This window comes from Streptomyces sp. NP-1717 (genome assembly GCF_022695985.1).
GTDB lineage: Bacteria > Actinomycetota > Actinomycetes > Streptomycetales > Streptomycetaceae > Streptomyces.
Map to the genome: position 1 here is coordinate 1 of NZ_JAAPBF010000132.1, position 19412 is coordinate 19412.

The following is a 19412-nucleotide window of genomic DNA, read 5'->3' on the forward strand; positions in this document are numbered from 1 at the left end:
GCCGTTGCTCTCGAAGTCGCCCTCGACGACGCCGCCCTCACCGTCCACCGTCGGCGCGGAGAAGTGCAGCCGGTCCCGCCGCTGCGGAGCCTCCAGACCCTTCGCCCGGATCTCCGGACGCGCGCCGCCCGTACGGGCACCCGCGTCCGCCTTCTCCAGCGACGTACGCTCCGCGGCGTCCTGCACCGGGACCTCCTCGACCTGCTGCTCGACCTGGACCTCCAGGTTGAACAGGTAGCCGACGGACTCCTCCTTGATGCCCTCCATCATGGCGGTGAACATGTCGAAGCCCTCGCGCTGGTACTCGACCAGCGGGTCCTTCTGCGCCATGGCGCGCAGGCCGATGCCCTCCTGGAGGTAGTCCATCTCGTAGAGGTGCTCACGCCACTTGCGGTCCAGCACGGACAGCACCACGCGACGCTCCAGCTCGCGCATCACATCCGCGCCCAGCGACTTCTCGCGCTCGTCGTACTGCTCGTGCGCGTCGTCCTTGATGGACTCGGCGATGAACTCCGCCGTGATGCCGGCACGGTCGCCGGTCGCCTCCTCCAGGTCCTCCACGGTGACCTTCACCGGGTAGAGCTGCTTGAAGGCGCCCCACAGCCGGTCCAGGTCCCACTCCTCGGCGAAGCCCTCCGCCGTCTCCTGGCGGATGTAGTCGTCGATGGTGTCGTCCATGAAGTGCCGGATCTGCTCCTGGAGGTCCTCGCCCTCCAGAACCCGGCGGCGCTCGCCGTAGATGACCTGACGCTGCCGGTTGAGCACCTCGTCGTACTTCAGGACGTTCTTGCGCGTCTCGAAGTTCTGCTGCTCCACCTGCGACTGCGCCGAGGCGATGGCGCGGGTGACCATCTTGTTCTCGATCGGCACGTCGTCGGGGACGTTCGCCATCGACATGACCCGTTCGACCATCTGCGCCTTGAACAGGCGCATCAGGTCGTCACCCAGCGAGAGGTAGAAGCGGGACTCGCCCGGGTCGCCCTGACGGCCGGAACGGCCACGCAGCTGGTTGTCGATACGGCGCGACTCGTGACGCTCCGTACCGAGGACGTACAGCCCGCCGAGGTCCACGACCTCGTCGAACTCGGCCTTCACCGCCTGCTCGGCCTTCTCCATCGCGGCGGGCAGTGCGGCGGCCCACTCCTCGACGTGCTCCACCGGGTCGAGCCCGCGCTGGCGCAGCTCCGCCTCGGCGAGGTCGTCGGGGTTGCCGCCGAGCTTGATGTCCGTACCACGGCCGGCCATGTTCGTCGCGACCGTCACCGCGCCCTTGCGCCCGGCCTGGGCGATGATCGGCGCCTCACGGTCGTGCTGCTTGGCGTTCAGCACCTCGTGCTGCACGCCCCGCTTCGAGAGCTGCTGCGACAGGTACTCGGACTTCTCCACGGAGGTCGTGCCGACCAGGATCGGCTGGCCCTTCTCGTGCTTCTCGGCGATGTCGTCGACGACCGCCGCGAACTTCGCGACCTCGGTGCGGTAGATCAGGTCGGGCTGGTTGACGCGGACCATCGGCCGGTTCGTCGGGATCGGCACGACGCCCAGCTTGTAGATCTGCTGGAACTCGGCGGCCTCGGTCATGGCCGTACCGGTCATGCCGGACAGCTTGTCGTAGAGGCGGAAGAAGTTCTGGAGGGTGATCGTGGCGAGCGTCTGGTTCTCGTCCTTGATGTCCACCCCTTCCTTCGCCTCGATCGCCTGGTGCATGCCTTCGTTGTAACGGCGGCCCGCGAGGATACGGCCGGTGTGCTCGTCGACGATCATGACTTCGCCGTCGATGACGACGTAGTCCTTGTCGTTCTTGAACAGTTCCTTGGCCTTGATCGCGTTGTTCAGATAACCGACGAGCGGCGTGTTCACCGACTCGTACAGGTTGTCGATGCCCAGCCAGTCCTCGACCTTCGCGACCCCGGACTCGTGGATCGCGACGGTGCGCTTCTTCTCGTCGACCTCGTAGTCGCCGGTCTCCTCGATGCCCTTGAGCTGGTTGCCCGCCTCACCCTTGGTGAGCCTGGTCACCAGCTTGGCGAAGTCGCCGTACCACTTCGTGGCCTGGTCGGCGGGACCGGAGATGATCAGCGGCGTACGGGCCTCGTCGACCAGGATCGAGTCGACCTCGTCCACGACCGCGAAGTTGTGACCGCGCTGGACGAGCTCCTCCTGGGACCACGCCATGTTGTCGCGGAGGTAGTCGAAGCCGAACTCGTTGTTCGTGCCGTACGTGATGTCCCGGTTGTACTGCTCACGGCGCTGCGCGGGCGACATGTTGGCGAGGATGCAGCCGACGGTGAGGCCCAGGAACTTGTGGACCCGGCCCATCATCTCGGAGTCGCGCTCGGCCAGGTAGTCGTTCACCGTGATCACGTGAACGCCCTTGCCGGACAGCGCGTTCAGGTAACAGGGCAGTGTGCCGACGAGAGTCTTGCCCTCACCGGTCTTCATCTCGGCGACATGGCCGAGGTGCAGCGCGGCGCCGCCCATCAGCTGGACGTCGTACGGACGCTGGCCGAGCACGCGCTTGGCCGCCTCGCGGACGGTCGCGAAGGCCTCGGGGAGCAGGTCGTCCAGAGTCTCACCGTCGGCGTAACGCTGCTTGTACTCGTCGGTGAGGGCCTGCAACTCGGCGTCGGAGAGGGCGCTGAAGTCCTCTTCGATGGAGTTGACCTGGTCCGCGATGCGGTGCAGTTTGCGCAGGATCTTGCCTTCGCCTGCACGCATGAGCTTGTTGAAGACGGACACTGAGGTTGGTCTCCTTGCCGGTCGGGCCTGGCATCGGGTCTGGTGGGGGACACTGGCGCGGGCGCGGCAGGCCGACCCCACCGCAACGGCCATCGTAAGCGAGGACCCGGCCGCCTCGGGAGGTCCACGTGACGCCCGGCCTCCTGTCACCCGCAATGAGAACGCGCGGGACGCGTGGAAGGTGCCGGTGAGGTACGAAAAGCGCTCGCGCCGGGGAGCCCCGGTCAGCACACTCCCTCCATGGAGCCAGTCACCCCCTGGGCCGCCCTTCCGGAGGCCTCCGCCACCTCCCTGGTCACCGAGCGCCTGCGGCTGCGGCCCCTGGCACCGAAGGACATCGAGGCGGTGTACGCCGCCTGCCAGGACCCGGACATCCAGCGGTGGACCACGATCCCCTCTCCGTACGAAAGACAGCACGCCGAGCACTTCGTCGGGCGGATCGTGCCGGACATGTGGCGGGCAGGGACCAACTTCGTCTTCGCGGTCGAGCCGGTCGGCGGCGGCCCGCTGCTGGCCTCGGTCAACGCACACGGCCACACCGGTGTGTGGGCGGTCGGTTACTGGACGGTCAGGGAGCACCGCGGCCGGGGCTACACCACGGAGGCACTGCGCGCCCTGACCCGCTGGATGTTCACGGAGCTGGGCGCCGATCGCGTCGAGTGGCGTGCCGAGGCCGGCAACGCGGGCTCACGGGCCGTCGCGCTGAAGGCCGGTTTCGTCATGGAGGGCACCCTGCGCGCCGCCATGCCCCTCGAGGAGACGACGCGTGACGCCTGGATCGGCGCGCTCCTGCCCTCGGATCTGGGCCTGCCGTCGAGGCGTCCGTATCTGCCCGCGCGGCCCTGACGGCGGCGGCCACCGGCCCCGGTCCACTGTCAGTGGCGCCGTCTATCGTTCGGGGCATGACCACTGTGCCGCGCGCCGCCGCCGAGCTGTCCGCCGACGAAGCCCGCCGTATGGCGCTGCGCGCCCAGGGATTCCTCGGGGCTCCCGACCGCCGGGGCGGCGTGCGCGGTGTGCTGCGCCATCTCGGGGCCGTACAGCTGGACACGATCTCGGTGCTCGCCCGCTCGCACGAGCTCATTCCGTACGCACGGCTGGGCGCCGTGGGCCGCAAGACGGTCGAGGGGGCGTACTGGACGCCGGCGGTCGCCGCCGGCGCCCCGCCCCGGCCGCACGCCTTCGAGTACTGGTCGCACGCCGCCTGCATCCTGCCGGTCGAGGAATGGCCGCATTTCGCCTTCCGGCGCCGCGCCTACCGCGCCCGCCCGCACTGGCACCACGAGCTGTCCGACGGGGCGTACGACGCGGTGATCAAGCAGTTGCGGGCCGAGGGGCCGCTCACGGCCACCGAGCTGGGCGGCGCCAAGAACGGCGGCGAGTGGTGGGACTGGTCCGAGGCGAAGGTCGCGGTCGAGCGGGCACTGATGCACGGCGAGGTGGTGTGCACGGAGCGCCGGAGCTGGAAGCGGGTCTACGACCTGGCGGAGCGCGCCATCCCCGACGAGGTGCTGCACGACGACCTGGACGACACGGAGTGCCTGCGCCGGCTCGTCCGGCTCGCGGGCCGCTCGCTGGGCGTTGGCACTCGCTCCGACATCGGGGACTACCACCGCATCAAGGGCGAGCAGGTCGACGCGGTGATCGCGGACTCGGGGCTGGTGCCGGTGACGGTCGAGGGGTGGGCGAAGCCCGCCTGGGCGGATCCGGAGGCGCTGGCGAGCGTTCCGCGCGGCCGGCACCGGACGACTCTGCTGTCGCCGTTCGACTCGCTCATCTGGGAGCGCGCGCGCACCGAGCGGATCTTCGGCTTCACCCACCGCCTGGAGGCGTACGTGCCCAAGCCCAAGCGGATCTACGGGTACTTCGCGATGCCACTGCTGTCGGGCGGGAAGCTGCTCGGCCGGGTCGACCCGGCGCGCGAGGGCACGACGCTCGTCGCCCGGCAGGTCTCGCTGGACACCCCCGCCGCCGTCGAGCCCATGGCGCGGGCGCTGCGGGAGGCCGCCGAGTGGGTCGGCTGCGACTCCGTACGGATCGAGCGCGTCGACCGCCCGGAGTTGGCCGCGGCGCTGACGCGGGCCGTCATCTGATCGCGGACGTCATCTGATTTCGAGGATCTTCTCCCGCATCGCGTAGACCACGGCCTCCATCCGGGAGTGCAGTTGCAGCTTCTCCAGGATGTTGCGGACATGGTTCTTCACGGTGTTCTCGGAGATGAACAACTCCTTCGCGATATCACGGTTGTTCATTCCCGTGGCGACCAGTTTGAGGACTTCGAGCTCGCGGTCGGTGAGCTTCGGCGCGGGCACGAGTCTGCGCTCGTCGGTGCGCTGAATCATCGACTTGAACTCGGTCAGAAGCTTGGAGGCCATGGAAGGGCTGATTTGTGACTGCCCGTCGGCGACCGCGCGAATCGCGGTGGCCACCTCGTCCGTCGAAATCTCCTTGAGGAGATAACCGGTCGCGCCCGCCTTGATCGCGTCGTAGAGGTCGGCCTCCTCGTCGCTGATCGTCAACATGATGATCTTGGCACTGGGGGCCACCTCCTTGATGGAGGTGCAGGCCTCGATGCCGCCGCGCTTGGGCATCCGGACGTCCATCAGCACGATGTCGGGGAGCAGGTCGGCGGCCTTGTCGACGGCCTCCGCGCCGTCACCGGCCTCGCCCACGACCTGGATGTCCTCCTCCTGGGCGAGGACGATCTCCAGCCCCCGGCGGAAGAGGGCGTGGTCGTCCACGACAAGGACCCTGATCGGTTCCTTCCCGGGGTCGTCCGGGTCCGCGCCGGTGTCCGGTACGGCACCGCCCGTCGTACCGCCGGCGCCGCGCGCGTGGTGCACCGGCCCGAAGCTGTCCGCCATCGTTCCTCCCCCTGAAGGCCATGGGCCGAAGTACATGCGAGCTACACCAACCCCTGGTCAGGGACCGTGGGTTGGCGTGCGTGGCCATGATTTCATGCCCGGCCGACAGAGCGGTGATCCAGTGGTCGCGCGGTGGTGCCCCCGCGGCCGGATCAGGCACTGCGGGGGCACCACCGAGGGGTGTGTCTGTCTCAGCCGCCGAGTGCGCCACCCGCGCCCGCGGCTTCGGACTCGGCCAACTGGTCGGTCCTCAGGTGGATGACGCCGTAGTCGTAGGCGTGGCGCCGGTAGACGACGCTCGGCTCCTTGGTCTCGGAATCCACGAACAGATAGAAGTCGTGTCCGACCAACTCCATCTCGTAGAGTGCCTGGTCGAGGGTCATCAGAGCAGCGGTGTGCGTCTTCTCGCGGACCACCAGCGGTCCTTCGCCCTGTACTTCGAGCGAGCCGATCCTGGTGGTGGGAATGCCGTTCGGCGACTCGTTCGCCGGGGCCGGACCCGATCCGTTCAACTGGGCCACGCCGGGGACGACATCGACGACCTCGGCGGCCGAAAGCCTCCCGGCGCCACGGCGGTTGTGGCGCTTCTCGTGCTGCCTGCGCAGCCGCGCCTCCAGCTTCCCCGTGGCCAGGTCGAGTGCTGCGTACGGGTCGGCGGCGGCGGCTTCCGCCCTGATGACGGGACCGCGGGAGTGGAGCGTGATCTCCACCCGGTCGCTACGGTCCGCCTGACGCGGGTTGTGCTCCTTGGACACCTCGACGTCGAGGCTGATCACCTTGCCGTCGAGCTTCTGGATCTTCTCCAGCTTCAGCTTCTCGGCCACGTGCTTACGGAACCGCTCGGGTACCTCTGTCTTGCGGCCCTTGACGACGATGTCCACGCAGAACTCCGTTCCCGGATTCGCTCCGCCGCGTTGCGGAGCTACTCCCTCTTGCACCAGACCTCGATGGGCACCGAGGCCTCGGACTTGGTGACTTTCACCTCCTCCTCCCCCGTGGGCAAGATCCCCATTCCCTCCGACTTCAAGGTCCTGGAAAACGCTCCGCACACCACTGCATATCGACGAGGACCAGCTTTCGCTTTCCTCACAACCGAACATAGCTCGCTTGGACGGGTGTCGGCACCCGCTACCCGTGCGTACGTCCGTTCCGGTGTTTTATGACCCTCACCACCTGCAACGAAGCGAACTCGCGATCAGTTCCGGTTTATTTCGAAAGACAGCGGAGGTGCGGCGACCACGGCGGCGCTCACCTGTACAAATGCGGGGTACCCCGGTCTCGTCGCGGCATGCATCGCTCGCGACGCCTCGGCAAGCGAGGCCCCGGTCGTCATGAGATCGTCCACCAGCACCACCCTGCCGCCCTCCAGGAGCCCCGCGCCTCCGACGGCGACCTCCAGCGCCCCGGACAGGTTGCTGAGCCTCTGGCGGGCGCCCAGGCCCGCCTGGTCGGCCACCGCACGCCGCTGCCGCAGCACCGGAAGCACCCGGGCCGGCCGGCCCGTACGCCGCAGTTCCCCGGCCGCCGCCAGGGCGATGCGCCGGGCGGCGTCGTGCCCGCGCGCGCCCACGGCACGCTTCGCCGACGGAACCGGTACGAGAATCAGCGGGCCGACACCGGTACCCGGCGGGACGGCGGCCTGAACCGCCCCGGCCAGCGCCCTGCCCAGGGGCGCGGCCAGCCCGAGGGCGCCACGCTCCTTGTGCGCCAGCAGCACGGCCCGTACGGCGTCCTCGTACGGAGCGGCGGCATGGACCACCGGCAGCCCCACGGGCTCGGGAACCGGCCGCACGCGGCACGGCCACGTCCCGTACAACGCCCTCCCGCACGCGTCGCACAGCGGCGTCCTGGGACTCCCGCAGCCGCCGCAGGCGACCGGAAGGACCAGCCCGGTGATTTCTCGCCACCACCCCCGCATGTCACCCACTGTGCCAACGACTCGGGCCTCCGGCCACCCCTGTGGATAACCGGGATCGAGTTCCGGCCCGAATGCTGCCCGCGAGGGGCCGTCCGGGTGGCGCGCCACTACCCCGGATAGACCGGTGACGAGCCCTCCTGGACCATCGTCTGCCAGTTCGCGCCGGTCGGCAGCCGTACGATGCCGGCGTCGTCCGAGTCGGCCACCAGCGGCTGCTGTTCGTCGTCGGCGGCCGCGATCCCGGTGACCTGATTCAGACCCGGCAGCACGCCCGCCGGCGACGTCGAACCGTCCGTCTGGATGTAGCTCACCTGCTGCACCCCGCCGGCCTCCTTACCGACCACGACGAGCCGGCTGGGGCCGGCCCACGACACGGCGGTCACCGTCTCCATACGGGGCGCCACGGCCTTCAGCTCCGTCACCGACACCTTCTGCTCGTCGGCCGGCCCGCGGCGCTCCACACGGCCGATCTGGAGGGTCGTGCGTCCGTCCTCGGCAAGCAGCAGCGCCACCCGTACGCCGTCGGCGGAGACCCGCAGCGCCTCGACGCGCGCGTCACCGAGCCCGTCGACCGTGACCTCCCGGGGCGCGTCGGCCCCGTCGGCCAGGCGCAGCAGGCGGGGCTCCCGCGGGTCGCGGTCCGCTATCCACAGATCGCCGTTGCCGTCCCAACTCGGCGCCGACAGCCGGTCCTCCTTCTTCGCGGCCTTGCTGGCGACCAGGGGATCGCCCACCTCACCCGCCGAGATGATGGACCCGACGTACAGGGACTTCCCGTCCTGCGAGACACCCGCCGCGTGCTTCTCGTCCCGCGCGACGGCGACCTGACCCAGCGGCATCGTGCCGTCGCCGAACGGACCGCGCACACGCGGCGGGTCGATCGGCTCCTTGCTGCTCGCCGACAGCAGGGAGAGCCGGCCCTTCGCGTCGATGAAGTACGCGTTGTCCGAACTGCCCGAGGTGCGGTCGGCGGCGAACTCCTCCGCCTGGTCGCCGCTCAGCACGCACAGCGAGGAGCCGTCCTCCCTGAGCAGTTCGACCTGTTCGCCCCGGGTGGACGTCAAGTCGCGGAGGGTGAAGAGCAGTTGCGCCGCCATCTTGCGGCACTGCTCGCGGCCGACGTTGTCGACCTTCGCGTTGAGCGGCACCTTCAGGGAGTTGCGGTCGTCGAATTCGAGGGTCCGGGTGCCGCGCTTCAGCTCCGTACCGGTGGGGAAGGGCGAGTCGACGACGGGCCGCATCCAGTCCGTCGGCCCGTCGAGCAGCACCTTGACGGCCTGGGTGACCGGGTCCATCCGCGTCACCGGGTCTATGCGCTGCCGGATGTAGACGGGGTCGGCGACGAGCCAGCCCTGTCCGGAGGCGAAGTAGTACTTGTTCACGGCCCGGTAGTTGCGCTGGAAGTCGGACTCACCGAGCACGAGCCCTTGCGGGAGGGCGTCGATGCGCCATTCCTTGCCGTCCAGCACCTTCTCCTGGACGAGATGGATGGTGCGGCTGTACGGCTCGGGCGCCACCGGCTGGTAGGCGTGCCCGGCGTCGACCGCGGCGATCTGCTCTCCGTAGAGCGGGTAGGTGAGGCCGGGGCCCTCGGGACCGGACGGCCCCTGGGGGTCGGCCGGGTCGGGCGCGGCCGCCAGCACCGTCGTACGGTCCGCCGGCTGCCAGCTCTGCGACGCCTGCTTCGTCAGATACTTCCTGGCCACCGCGAAGTCGGGGTCGTCACTGGTCATCGCCTCGAGGAAGCCGTCGACGATCTCGTTCGGATCGGCCCCCTCGGTGGGCGCGACGGGATACACCCGCACCTGGGAGTCGCCGCGCGGGGATGCCTTGACGGGTTCGACGTCCCCGCTGTCGGGGATCGACGCGCAGCCGGCCAGCAGCAGGGCGCAGCACCCGAAGAGGACGGGCAGCCGCGGCACAGGTCCTCGGCCGTGACGAAGGCGGTCAGCGCCCACGAGTCGTGTCCTCCCGCTCCGGTGCCTGGGGCGCGGACGTGGCCGCGGAGGCAGTTGACGACGGCGTGTTCGGCGGCCGGGAAGGCTTCGGCGACGTGGCGGGGTCCCGTTCCACGGGCTCCCCGGTGGAACGCGGCACCACCCGCGCACCGTTGCCGGGCAGCGCCGTCGGGTCGGCCACGCCCGCGGGCGGTGGCACCGGCGCCCGGGAGGGCACCGGAAGGGGCGCCCCCGACGCCGACTGGGAGGGCACGCTCGTCAACCGGTGCGCGCTCTCCTTCGGGTCCCCGAGGACGGAGCGCTCACGGCCGCGCCGCGAGTCCTCCGGCTCCAGCGGTATGGGTGAGCCGCGCAGCGGCTCGTCGGCGGTACGCGGCAGCGTCAGGCGGAACTGCGACCCGCCGCCCGGCTCGCCCCACGCCTGGAGCCAGCCGCCGTGCAGGCGCGCGTCCTCGACGGCGATCGACAGGCCGAGGCCCGTACCGCCGGTGGTACGCGCCCGTGCCGGGTCCGCCCGCCAGAACCGGTTGAAGACCCGGGTCGCCTCGCCGGGCTTGAGCCCCACTCCGTAGTCGCGTACGGCCACGGCCACGGCTCCGCCGGCGACCGCCATCCGCACGACCACGTCCCGGCCCTCGCCGTGCTCGACGGCGTTGACGACCAGGTTGCGCAGGACGCGCTCCACGCGCCGGGCATCGGCCTCGGCGACGACCGGCTGTTCGTCCCCCATGACCCGGATCCGGGTGCCCTTGCGCTCGGCGAGCGGTTCGGCTCCGCCGATCACGCGGCGTACGACCACCCGCAGGTCTATGGGCTCGGCCTCCAGCGCAGCCGCACCGGCGTCGAACCGGCTGATCTCCAGCAGATCCGACAGCAGTGACTCGAAACGGTCGAGCTGGTCGCCCAGCAGCTCCGCCGAGCGCGCCGTGACGGGGTCGAAGTCGACACGGGCCTCGTGGATGACGTCGGCGGCCATCCGGACCGTGGTCAGCGGGGTGCGCAGTTCGTGCGAGACGTCGGAGACGAAGCGGCGCTGCATCCTGGAGAGCTCCTCCAGCTGCTGGATCTTGAGCTGAAGGTTCTGGGCCATCTTGTTGAAGGCCTCACCGAGGCGGGCGATGTCGTCCTCGCCGGTGACCTTCATCCGTTCCTGGAGCCGACCGGTGGAGAGCCGCTCCGCGATCCCCGCGGCCATCCGTACGGGTGTCACGACCTGCCGTACGACGAGCCAGGCGATGGCCCCGAGCAGGACGACGACGAACAGCCCCGCCGTGGCGAGGGTGCCCTTGACCAGGTTGAGCGACTGCTCCTCCTGTGTGAGCGGGAACAGGTAGTACAGCTCGTAGGAATTGCCGTCGACATCGGTCAGCCGCTTGCCGACCACCAGACCGGACTCGGACCCTCGGCCGTCCGTGTACTGGATCAGGGTGTAGCGCTGGAACGTGCCGGTGCCCTTGGTGACGGCCGACCGCAGATCGGCGGGGACGCTCGCGATGTGGTCCACGCCGCCGGAGGCGCGCGGGAAACGGCTGCTGGAGCCCGCGCCGTTCTCGTCGGCGCTCAGCGCCACCACGTTGAACGCGCTCTGGCCTCCACTCGCCAGCTGTACGACCAGGTCGGAGCGCCAGTTCACGGAGTTGCGGCTCGACCGGCCGTCTCCCGAGCCACCGTCCTGCCCGCCCGGCTCGACCGGTGCGTCGGCCTTCTCCTTGGCGACGGTGAAACCGCCGGCCGCCTGGCTCTGGGCCGCTTTCTCCTTGGCGTCCAGCAGACCGTTGCGCACCTGGCCGATGACGACGAAACCCAGCAGCAGCACCACCCCGAGCGACATCAGCAGGGTGGTGGTGACCACCCTGAGCTGGATGTTGCGCCGCCACAGCCGCACGGCGGGCAGCACCGGACGCCTGGCCCAGCGCACGACGAGCCGCGGCACAGGGCCGCCCGCCGCTCCCTCCTGGAGCAGCCGGCCGCCCTGGAAGAGCCTGCCGAGGCGTGAGCCCCCGCGGCCCCGGTCGGCGGTCCGCCCCGTACGCGATCCCGGCTCCCCGGGCTTCGGGGCAGAACTGCCGCTGGACATGTCAGCTCGGTCCGGCCTTGTAGCCGACACCGCGGACGGTCACGACGATCTCCGGGCGCTCCGGGTCCTTCTCGACCTTGGAACGGAGCCGCTGGACATGCACGTTGACCAGACGTGTGTCGGCCGCGTGCCGGTAGCCCCACACCTGCTCCAGGAGCACCTCACGGGTGAAGACCTGCCACGGCTTGCGGGCCAGCGCGACGAGCAGGTCGAACTCGAGCGGCGTCAGGGCGATGGACTGCCCCTCACGCTTCACCGAGTGACCGGCCACGTCGATGACCAGGTCGCCGATCGCCAACTGCTCCGGCGCCGGCTCCTCGGACCTGCGCAGCCGCGCCCTGATCCTGGCGACCAGCTCCTTGGGCTTGAACGGCTTGACGATGTAGTCGTCGGCGCCCGATTCGAGCCCCACCACCACGTCGACGGTGTCGCTCTTGGCCGTCAGCATGACGATCGGCACACCCGACTCGGCCCTGATGAGCCGGCACACCTCGATACCGTCGCGGCCGGGCAGCATCAGATCCAGCAGCACCAGATCCGGCTTGGCCTCACGGAAAGCGGCGAGGGCCTTGTCGCCGTCCGCGACGAACGACGGCTCGAACCCTTCACCTCGCAGCACGATGCCGAGCATCTCGGCCAGTGCGGTGTCGTCATCGACGACAAGGACGCGTCCCTTCATATCGACATCATCCCATTTTCATTTCCGTTGCGTAGACTTGCGTGATCCAGCTCACTGACCTGGGACGACGTGAACATGCGTCCTGCACGGACCGTCACGGTCCGATGCTGTTGACGTCAACCACAGATGTCCCACCCGGCCTCGTCGACCGGGCCCTTCGACAGGAACCTTAGCGAGCCGTCCGCCCGGCGATCCCGACAGCGGCTCTCCCCACCCCTCGCGCACACGTCCCGTCAGCCCCGCGCCTCCTGCCGCGCCCGGGCGCACAGCTCCACGATCCCGTCCCGGGTCACCGGCGACAGCGCCCCGTGCTCGGTGACCAACGCCGTCACCAGCTCCGGCGGCGTCACGTCGAAGGCCGGGTTGTACGCCTGCGTTCCCAGCGGCGCCACCGGCATCCCACCGCCGACCTCCACCCCGGCCCCGGCGGCCTGCGGAGCCGTGAGCTCGGTCACCTCCTGCCCCGGCCGCTGCTCCACCTCGATCGACGCACCGTCCGGGGTGTCGAGATCCAGCGTCGTCGTCGGCGCCACCACGATGAACGGCACATGGTGGTACCTCGCCTGCACCGCGAGCGGATAGCTGCCCACCTTGTTCGCCACCGAGCCGTCGGCGGCGATGCGGTCCGCCCCGATGAGCACGGCGTCCACCTCGCCGGCCGCGAACAGCGAACCGGCGGCGTTGTCCGCGAGCAGCGTGAACGCCATCCCGTTACGGGCCGCCTCGTACGCGGTCAGCCGCGCCCCCTGCAGCAGCGGACGTGTCTCGTCCACCCACAGCCGCCGCAGCCGCCCCGCCCGGTGCGCCGACAGGGCCACGGCGAACGCGGTGCCCTCACCGCCCGAGACCAGCGCCCCGGTGTTGCAGTGGGTCAGGATCCGATGACTTCCGCCCGGCAGCAACTCGTCGAGGAGCGTCAGCCCCGATGCCGCCATCCGGGCGCTGGCGACGGCGTCCTCACGGTGCAGCCGCTTCGCCTCCACCAGGGTGGCCGCGGCCGCCTGCTCCTGACCGGCCCCTCCGGCGATCGCCGCCCGGTGCGCGTCCAGCGCCCTCCGTACCCCGTATCCGAGGTTCACCGCGGTGGGGCGGGCACCCTCCAGCAGCGCGGCCGCCTCGTCGACGTCGTATCCGCGTGTGGCGGCGAGGGCGACACCGTAGGCTCCGGCGATGCCCAGGAGCGGCGCCCCACGCACGGCGAGCGTCCGTATCGACTGGACCAGGACCGGCACATCGGTGCAGACCAGCTCGGCCTCCTCGACCGGCAGTCTCGTCTGGTCGAGGAGCACCAGTACGGGGCCTTCCGGCAGCTCGTCCCAGCGAAGCGCAGGAGACATGGACGGCTCGGCCGCGAGCGGGGATGGTGCGTACTGATCAGTCATCCGCCCAGTCTGCCCGGTACCGCGCGGACTATGAAGGCGAGAAGGAGATGGAGCACCCCGCCCACCGGTGGGCCACGCGTGGCACGATGGCTGCCAGCCTCCCGTTCTGCTCCGCAGACAGGCACCGTTGAAGCGCCGGCTCCCCGAGCCTGCCTCCGAGACCAATCCACGAGGTGGACGACCGTGAACGACACTCCGGGCTGGGCCTCGCCCGGATCTGCCCCGTCCGACGGCCAGGAGGCCGGCGTGCCCCGGCCCGCCGAGCCCGCCGACGACATCGGCACGCCCCCGGACTCCCCCTCGAAGTGGTCCAAGACCCAGCCGCCGGCCGGACAGTGGTCCGCGCCCAGCGCCCCGGGTCCTGTTCCGCCCGCGCCCAGGTCCGCCCCGGGCTGGGGCGGCCCCGGTCCCGGCGGACGGCACTCCGGCTGGGGACAGCCGCCCGCCGCGGCAAAGCCCGGCGTCATCCCCCTGCGTCCCCTGGGTGTGGGAGAGATCCTCGACGGCGCCGTGTCCACGCTGCGCGCCCACTGGCGCACCGTCCTCGGTGTCACCATCGTCGTCGCGGTCATCTCGCAGATCGGCGACATACTCGTCCAGCGCTATCTCCTGCCGGAGCCGGTGGACATCGACCCGAACGCGAGCCCGACGGAAGCCCTGAACCAGGCCGTCGACGCGATGCAGTCCAGCCTCATCGCACTCGCGCCGTCGCTTCTCATCACCATCATCGGCACGCTCTTCACCACTGCCGTGCTGACCGTGGTCATCAGCCGTTCCGTGCTCGGCCGCAGCGTCACGCTGTCGGACGCCTGGGCCGAGGCCCGGCCCCGGCTGCTCCAACTCCTCGGCCTGACCCTCCTGTTGCCGGTCATGGGCGCGCTCGTCGTGATGGTGGGCATTCTCCCGGGACTGCTGATCGGCTCCGGTGCCGGAATCGCGCTGACGATGCTCGGCGGACTGGCCGCGCTCGTCCTGGTGATCTGGCTGATGGTCAGCTTCAGCCTCGCCTCGCCGGCCCTGATGCTCGAACGGCAGGGGATCGTCGCCTCCCTGCGCCGCTCCGCCAAGCTCGTGAAGGGCACCTGGTGGCGGATCTTCGGCATCCTGCTGCTGACGATGCTGCTGACCTTCGTGGTGTCCATGATCATCGCCGTGCCGTTCAGCCTCGTCGCCATGGCCGTGGACGGCGAAGGCGTCAGCGGCCTGTTCTCCGACAGCGGCCCGGACTTCGGCTGGCCCTTCCTGATCATCACCGGCATCGGCACGGTGATCAGCACCTCCATCACACTGCCGATCTCCGCGGGCGTCTCGGTGCTCCTGTACGTGGACCAGCGCATCCGGCGCGAAGCCCTGGACCTCGAACTCGCACGCGCCGCCGGCGTACCGGGCTACGGCTCCGAGCGACCTGGCAACGACGCCCCCAGGGGCTGATGCGGTGTTCGGCACGGGGGGCACGGCAACGGCGTGGCTGACGGCGCGCACGAGCGACGAGATACCGGTGGACAGCTCGCGCGTTCCCGCTCGTGAGGCGGCCGAGGACGAGCTGTCCAAGCCGATGTACCACGAGAACGACCCGAATCTGCTCCAGCGCGCGATGGACCGCTTCTGGGAGTGGATCGGGGATCTCTTCAACTCCGTGGCCGGTTCCGGAGTGGCGAGCCCGGTCGGTCTCGCCGTCATCGCACTGCTCGTCGCCGCGCTCGGCGCCGCCCTCTGGTGGCGGCTCGGCACCCCCCGGCGCACCACCCGTCCCAAGGACGCGCTCTTCGACTCCGGCCCGCGCGGCGCGGCCGAACACCGCGCCAACGCCGAGGAACACGCCGCGGCCGAACGCTGGAACCAGGCCGTCCAGGAAAGGATGCGGGCCGTTGTCCGCTCTCTGGAAGAGCGCACGGTGCTCGACCCGCGCCCCGGCCGCACCGCCGACGAGGCCGCCGCCGACGCGGGCCGGCCGCTCCCCGAGCACGCGACCGCCCTGCGAGCGGCCGCCAGAGCCTTCGACGACGTCACATACGGCGGACGCTCGGCGGACCGGCAGACATACCTGCGCCTGCGTGAACTGGATCTCGGCCTGGAGAACAGCAAACCCCAGCTGAGCAGTGCCGCCCAGGGAGCTGCCGAATGACCGGCACCACGACCGACGCCCCGCCCCGGCCCGCGACCAGCTCCACTTCGATGTCGCCGAGCGCGCAACAGGTCTGGAAGCGTGTCCGAGGGCTGCTGATCGCCCTCGCCATTCTGCTCGTGGCAGGGATCGCCCTGGCCGCCGTACGCTCCGGCGACCAGCACGGCCGTCTCGACCCCCGCTCCGCCGACCCCCTGGGCAGCCGCGCCGTCGCCGAACTGCTCAAGGACCGCGGTGTCTCCACCCGCGTCGTCACGACACTCGCCGAAGCGACCGAGGGAGCCGGCCCGGACACCACTCTGGTGGTCACCTCCCCCAACCTGCTGACCTTCCATCAGCAGCGCACGCTGCGCGGCGCGACGGAGACCTCCGGCGGCCGCACGGTCCTTCTGTCGGCCGGACCGCCCTCCGTCGGCATCCTGGCCCCGGACGTCACCACGGAGACCGACACTTCGGTGGCCGCGCGTGAACCCCGCTGCTCCCTGCCCGCCGCCCGCGACGCGGGCGCTGTCGACATCGGCGGAGTGCTCTACACCACGGACTCGCCGAACAGCGACGCCTGTTACCCGAAGGACGGGCTTCCGTCCCTTCTCAGGATCGACTCCACCGCCGGGGGCGACACCGTCCTGCTCGGCTCCCCCGACCTCCTCTACAACGAGCGCCTCGCCAAACAGGGCAACGCCTCGCTGGCCCTTCAACTCCTCGGCTCGCGACCTCATATCGTCTGGTACCTCCCCTCGCTCAGTGATCCCTCCGCCACCGGATCCGGCAGCGGTGGTCATGACGGCAACAGCGGTGACAGCGGTGACAACAGGGAAGATCAGGGCACAGGAGGCAACGAGTCGAGCTTCCTCGACCTGATCCCCTCCGGCTGGCTCTGGGGCACCCTCCAACTCGCCCTCGCCGCCGTACTCGCCGCCGTCTGGCGCTCCCGCCGGCTCGGCCCCGTCGTCGCCGAACGGCTCCCGGTCGCCATCCGCGCCTCCGAGGCAACTGAGGGCCGCGCCCGCCTCTATCGCAAGGCCAACGCCCGCGACCGCGCCGCCTCGGTCCTCCGTACGGAGACCCGTACCCGCCTCGCCTCCCTCCTCGGTGTCCCACCGTCCGAGGCCCACACCCCGGAGGCCCTCGTCCCCGCTGTCTCCGCGCAACTCACGGACAACTCGCCCGATCCCCGCACGCTGCTCTTCGGCCCGGCGCCGGCCGACGATGCCGCTCTCATCCGCCTGACGGATCAACTCGACGCCCTCGAAAGAGAGGTACGCACCTCATGAGTGCCCCGACCCCCGAGACCGCTACGAACTCGGACAGCGCCCGTGCCTCCCTGGAGGCCCTGCGCGCCGAGATCGCGAAGGCCGTGGTCGGCCAGGACCCCGCCGTCACCGGACTCGTCGTCGCCCTGCTCTGCCGGGGCCACGTGCTGCTCGAAGGAGTCCCCGGCGTCGCGAAGACACTCCTGGTACGGGCCCTCGCCGCCTCTCTCGAACTCGACACCAAGCGCGTCCAGTTCACCCCCGACCTGATGCCGAGCGACGTGACGGGCTCCCTGGTCTACGACGCGCGAACAGCGGAGTTCTCCTTCCAGCCCGGTCCCGTCTTCACCAATCTGCTGCTCGCCGACGAGATCAACCGCACCCCGCCCAAGACCCAGTCGTCGCTCCTCGAAGCGATGGAGGAGCGCCAGGTCACGATCGACGGAACACCCCGGATGCTCCCCGATCCGTTCCTGGTCGCCGCCACACAGAACCCGGTCGAGTACGAGGGCACCTACCCCCTCCCCGAAGCACAGCTCGACCGCTTCCTGCTGAAGCTGACGGTCCCCCTCCCGTCGCGCGACGACGAGATCAGCGTCCTGACCCGCCACGCGGACGGCTTCAACCCCCGCGACCTCCAGGCGGCCGGGGTACGCCCCGTCGCGGGCCCCGCCGACCTCGAGGCGGCACGGGCCGCCGTCGCCAAGACCTCCGTCTCCCCGGAGATAGCGGGCTACGTCGTAGATATCTGCCGTGCCACTCGTGATTCCCCCTCGCTCTCCCTCGGCGTCTCCCCGCGAGGCGCCACCGCCCTGCTCTCCACCGCTCGCGCCTGGGCCTGGCTCACCGGCCGCGACTACGTCACGCCCGACGACGTGAAGGCCCTGGCACTGCCCACCCTGCGACACAGGGTCCAGCTCCGCCCCGAAGCGGAGATGGAGGGAGTCACCGCAGACTCCGTCATCACCGCGATCCTGGCCCATGTCCCCGTGCCCCGATGAGGTGATGAACCATGGCCCTCACCGGACGAGCGGCGCTCCTCGCCGCTCTCGGCTCGATTCCCGTCGGCCTCCTGGCCCCCAGCTGGGCCGGGATGCTGGCGGTCAACGCGCCCCTGTCCCTCGCAATTCTGTGCGACTACTGCCTGGCCGCGCCAGTGCGATCGCTCCGGTTCACTCGAAGTGGTGATACGTCCGTTCGACTCGGAGAACGTGCCGAGGTCGAGCTCATGGTCGCCAATCCCGCACGCCGCACGCTGCGCGCCCACATCCGCGACGCGTGGCCCCCGAGCAGTTGGCCGACCGGCACCGAACAGGCCGCTTCCCGGCACGAGTTGACGGTTCCCGCCGGGGAACGACGCCGGATCACCACGCTGCTCCGCCCCACACGCCGAGGCGACAGACGCACGGAGCGGGTCACCGTGCGGTCATTCGGTCCCCTCGGTCTGGCGGCCCGCCAGGGAAATCACGACGTGCCGTGGACAGTACGCGTCCTGCCGCCTTTCACGAGCCGCAAGCACCTTCCGTCCAGGCTCGCCCGCCTGCGCGAACTCGACGGCCGGACAAGCGTCCTGACCCGCGGCGAAGGCACCGAGTTCGACAGCCTCCGCCCCTACATAGCGGGAGACGACACCCGGTCCATCGACTGGCGCGCCACCGCCCGTCAGTCGGCGGTCACGATTCGTACCTGGCGCCCGAAACGTGACCGCCACATCCTCGTCGTGCTCGACACCGGCCGCACCTCAGCCGGCCGCGTCGGAGACGTTCCCCGCCTCGACGCCGCGATGGACGCCACACTTCTCCTCACCGCACTCGCCACCCGGGCCGGCGACCGGGTCGACCTGCTGGCGTACGACCGCCGGACACGAGCCCAGGTCCGGGGCCGCTCGGCGAGCGACGTACTGCCCGCACTGGTGAACGCACTCTCGACGCTGGAGCCGGAGCTGGTCGAGACGGACGCACGCGGCCTGGCCGCCACGGTCCTCAAGAGCGCCCCGCGCCGTTCACTCGTCGTCCTGCTGACCAGTCTCGAAGCAGCACCGGTGGAGGAAGGGCTGCTGCCCGTCCTCGCTCAACTCACCCAGCGGCACACGGTGCTCGTCGCCTCGGTGGCGGATCCGCACGCCCGGACCATGAGTACGGCCCGAGGATCGGTGGACGCGGTCTACGAGGCCGCCGCCGGCTCCCAGGCGCAGTCCCAACGACGCCGCACCTCGGAGAAGCTCCAGCGCTACGGCGTCACAGTCGTGGACGCCGTGCCCGACTCACTGGCACCGGCACTGGCGGACGCTTATCTGGCACTGAAGGCCGCAGGTCGCCTCTGAACGGGTCGGGTACGGGAGGGAAAGCCCGCCGTACCCGAAGAAAGGGTCTTGAACGCAGAAATGCCCCGCACCAGAGGTGCAGGGCATTCCCACAAAA

At 70.3% G+C, this 19412-nt stretch carries 15 protein-coding genes; 7 read left to right on the top strand and 8 right to left on the bottom strand.

All coding sequences use genetic code 11. The features are described 5' to 3' along the window. On the bottom strand, positions 1-2736 hold a 2736-nt coding region (secA, locus tag GXP76_RS23410), incomplete at its 3' end, for a preprotein translocase subunit SecA (protein ID WP_242573550.1). A gap of 240 nt (positions 2737-2976) precedes the next feature. Between secA and GXP76_RS23415 the strand changes: the two genes are divergently transcribed. Then, positions 2977-3582, top strand: a complete 606-nt coding sequence (locus tag GXP76_RS23415) for a GNAT family N-acetyltransferase (protein WP_242573551.1) — start codon at positions 2977-2979, stop codon at positions 3580-3582. Positions 3583-3638: 56 nt separating this feature from the next. Then, on the top strand, positions 3639-4829 hold the full coding sequence (locus GXP76_RS23420; RefSeq protein ID WP_242573552.1) for a winged helix-turn-helix domain-containing protein: 1191 nt from the start codon (positions 3639-3641) through the stop codon (positions 4827-4829). A gap of 9 nt (positions 4830-4838) precedes the next feature. Here GXP76_RS23420 and GXP76_RS23425 read toward each other — a convergent pair whose 3' ends face one another. From GXP76_RS23425 to mtnA, 7 genes are all read right to left on the bottom strand, one after another. After that, entirely contained in the window at positions 4839-5600 is a 762-nt protein-coding gene (locus tag GXP76_RS23425) for a response regulator transcription factor (RefSeq protein WP_242573553.1), read from the bottom strand. A gap of 191 nt (positions 5601-5791) precedes the next feature. Then, positions 5792-6481 (bottom strand): ribosome hibernation-promoting factor, HPF/YfiA family, encoded by a 690-nt coding sequence (gene hpf / locus GXP76_RS23430; RefSeq protein WP_242573554.1) that lies wholly within the window; start codon positions 6479-6481, stop codon positions 5792-5794. 314 nt (positions 6482-6795) lie between these two features. After that, positions 6796-7518 (bottom strand): ComF family protein, encoded by a 723-nt coding sequence (locus GXP76_RS23435; protein ID WP_242573555.1) that lies wholly within the window; start codon positions 7516-7518, stop codon positions 6796-6798. A gap of 107 nt (positions 7519-7625) precedes the next feature. Next, a complete protein-coding gene (locus GXP76_RS23440) occupies positions 7626-9440 on the bottom strand; it encodes an LpqB family beta-propeller domain-containing protein (protein ID WP_242573556.1) in 1815 nt (604 codons plus the stop codon). Positions 9441-9465: 25 nt separating this feature from the next. After that, complete coding sequence (gene mtrB / locus GXP76_RS23445) at positions 9466-11553, bottom strand: MtrAB system histidine kinase MtrB (RefSeq protein ID WP_242573557.1); 2088 nt, start codon at positions 11551-11553, stop codon at positions 9466-9468. A 1-nt stretch (position 11554) separates the two neighbouring features. Then, the gene (gene mtrA, locus GXP76_RS23450; RefSeq protein ID WP_005486885.1) at positions 11555-12232 is read right to left on the bottom strand and encodes a two-component system response regulator MtrA; all 678 of its coding nucleotides are present in this window, start codon (positions 12230-12232) and stop codon (positions 11555-11557) included. A 233-nt stretch (positions 12233-12465) separates the two neighbouring features. After that, positions 12466-13614, bottom strand: coding sequence for an S-methyl-5-thioribose-1-phosphate isomerase (mtnA, locus tag GXP76_RS23455; protein WP_242573558.1), 1149 nt, complete (start codon positions 13612-13614; stop codon positions 12466-12468). 183 nt (positions 13615-13797) lie between these two features. On the opposite strand from mtnA, the gene GXP76_RS23460 reads away from it, so the two are divergent. From GXP76_RS23460 to GXP76_RS23480, 5 genes are read left to right on the top strand one after another with little or no spacing between them, the layout of a single operon-like run. Beyond that, positions 13798-15045 carry a hypothetical protein gene (locus tag GXP76_RS23460; RefSeq protein WP_242573559.1) on the top strand — a complete coding sequence of 416 codons (1248 nt, stop codon included), beginning with the start codon at positions 13798-13800 and terminating at the stop codon, positions 15043-15045. Positions 15046-15049: 4 nt separating this feature from the next. After that, complete coding sequence (locus GXP76_RS23465) at positions 15050-15739, top strand: DUF4129 domain-containing protein (RefSeq protein WP_242573560.1); 690 nt, start codon at positions 15050-15052, stop codon at positions 15737-15739. Continuing rightward, a complete protein-coding gene (locus GXP76_RS23470) occupies positions 15736-17013 on the top strand; it encodes a DUF4350 domain-containing protein (RefSeq protein WP_242573561.1) in 1278 nt (425 codons plus the stop codon). The genes GXP76_RS23465 and GXP76_RS23470 overlap by 4 nt, the downstream gene beginning before the upstream one ends. Further along, positions 17010-17993, top strand: coding sequence for a MoxR family ATPase (locus GXP76_RS23475; RefSeq protein WP_242573562.1), 984 nt, complete (start codon positions 17010-17012; stop codon positions 17991-17993). Before GXP76_RS23470 ends, GXP76_RS23475 begins: the two co-directional genes overlap by 4 nt. Positions 17994-18004: 11 nt before the next feature. Continuing rightward, entirely contained in the window at positions 18005-19315 is a 1311-nt protein-coding gene (locus tag GXP76_RS23480; RefSeq protein ID WP_242573563.1) for a DUF58 domain-containing protein, read from the top strand. Positions 19316-19412: the final 97 nt, after the last annotated feature.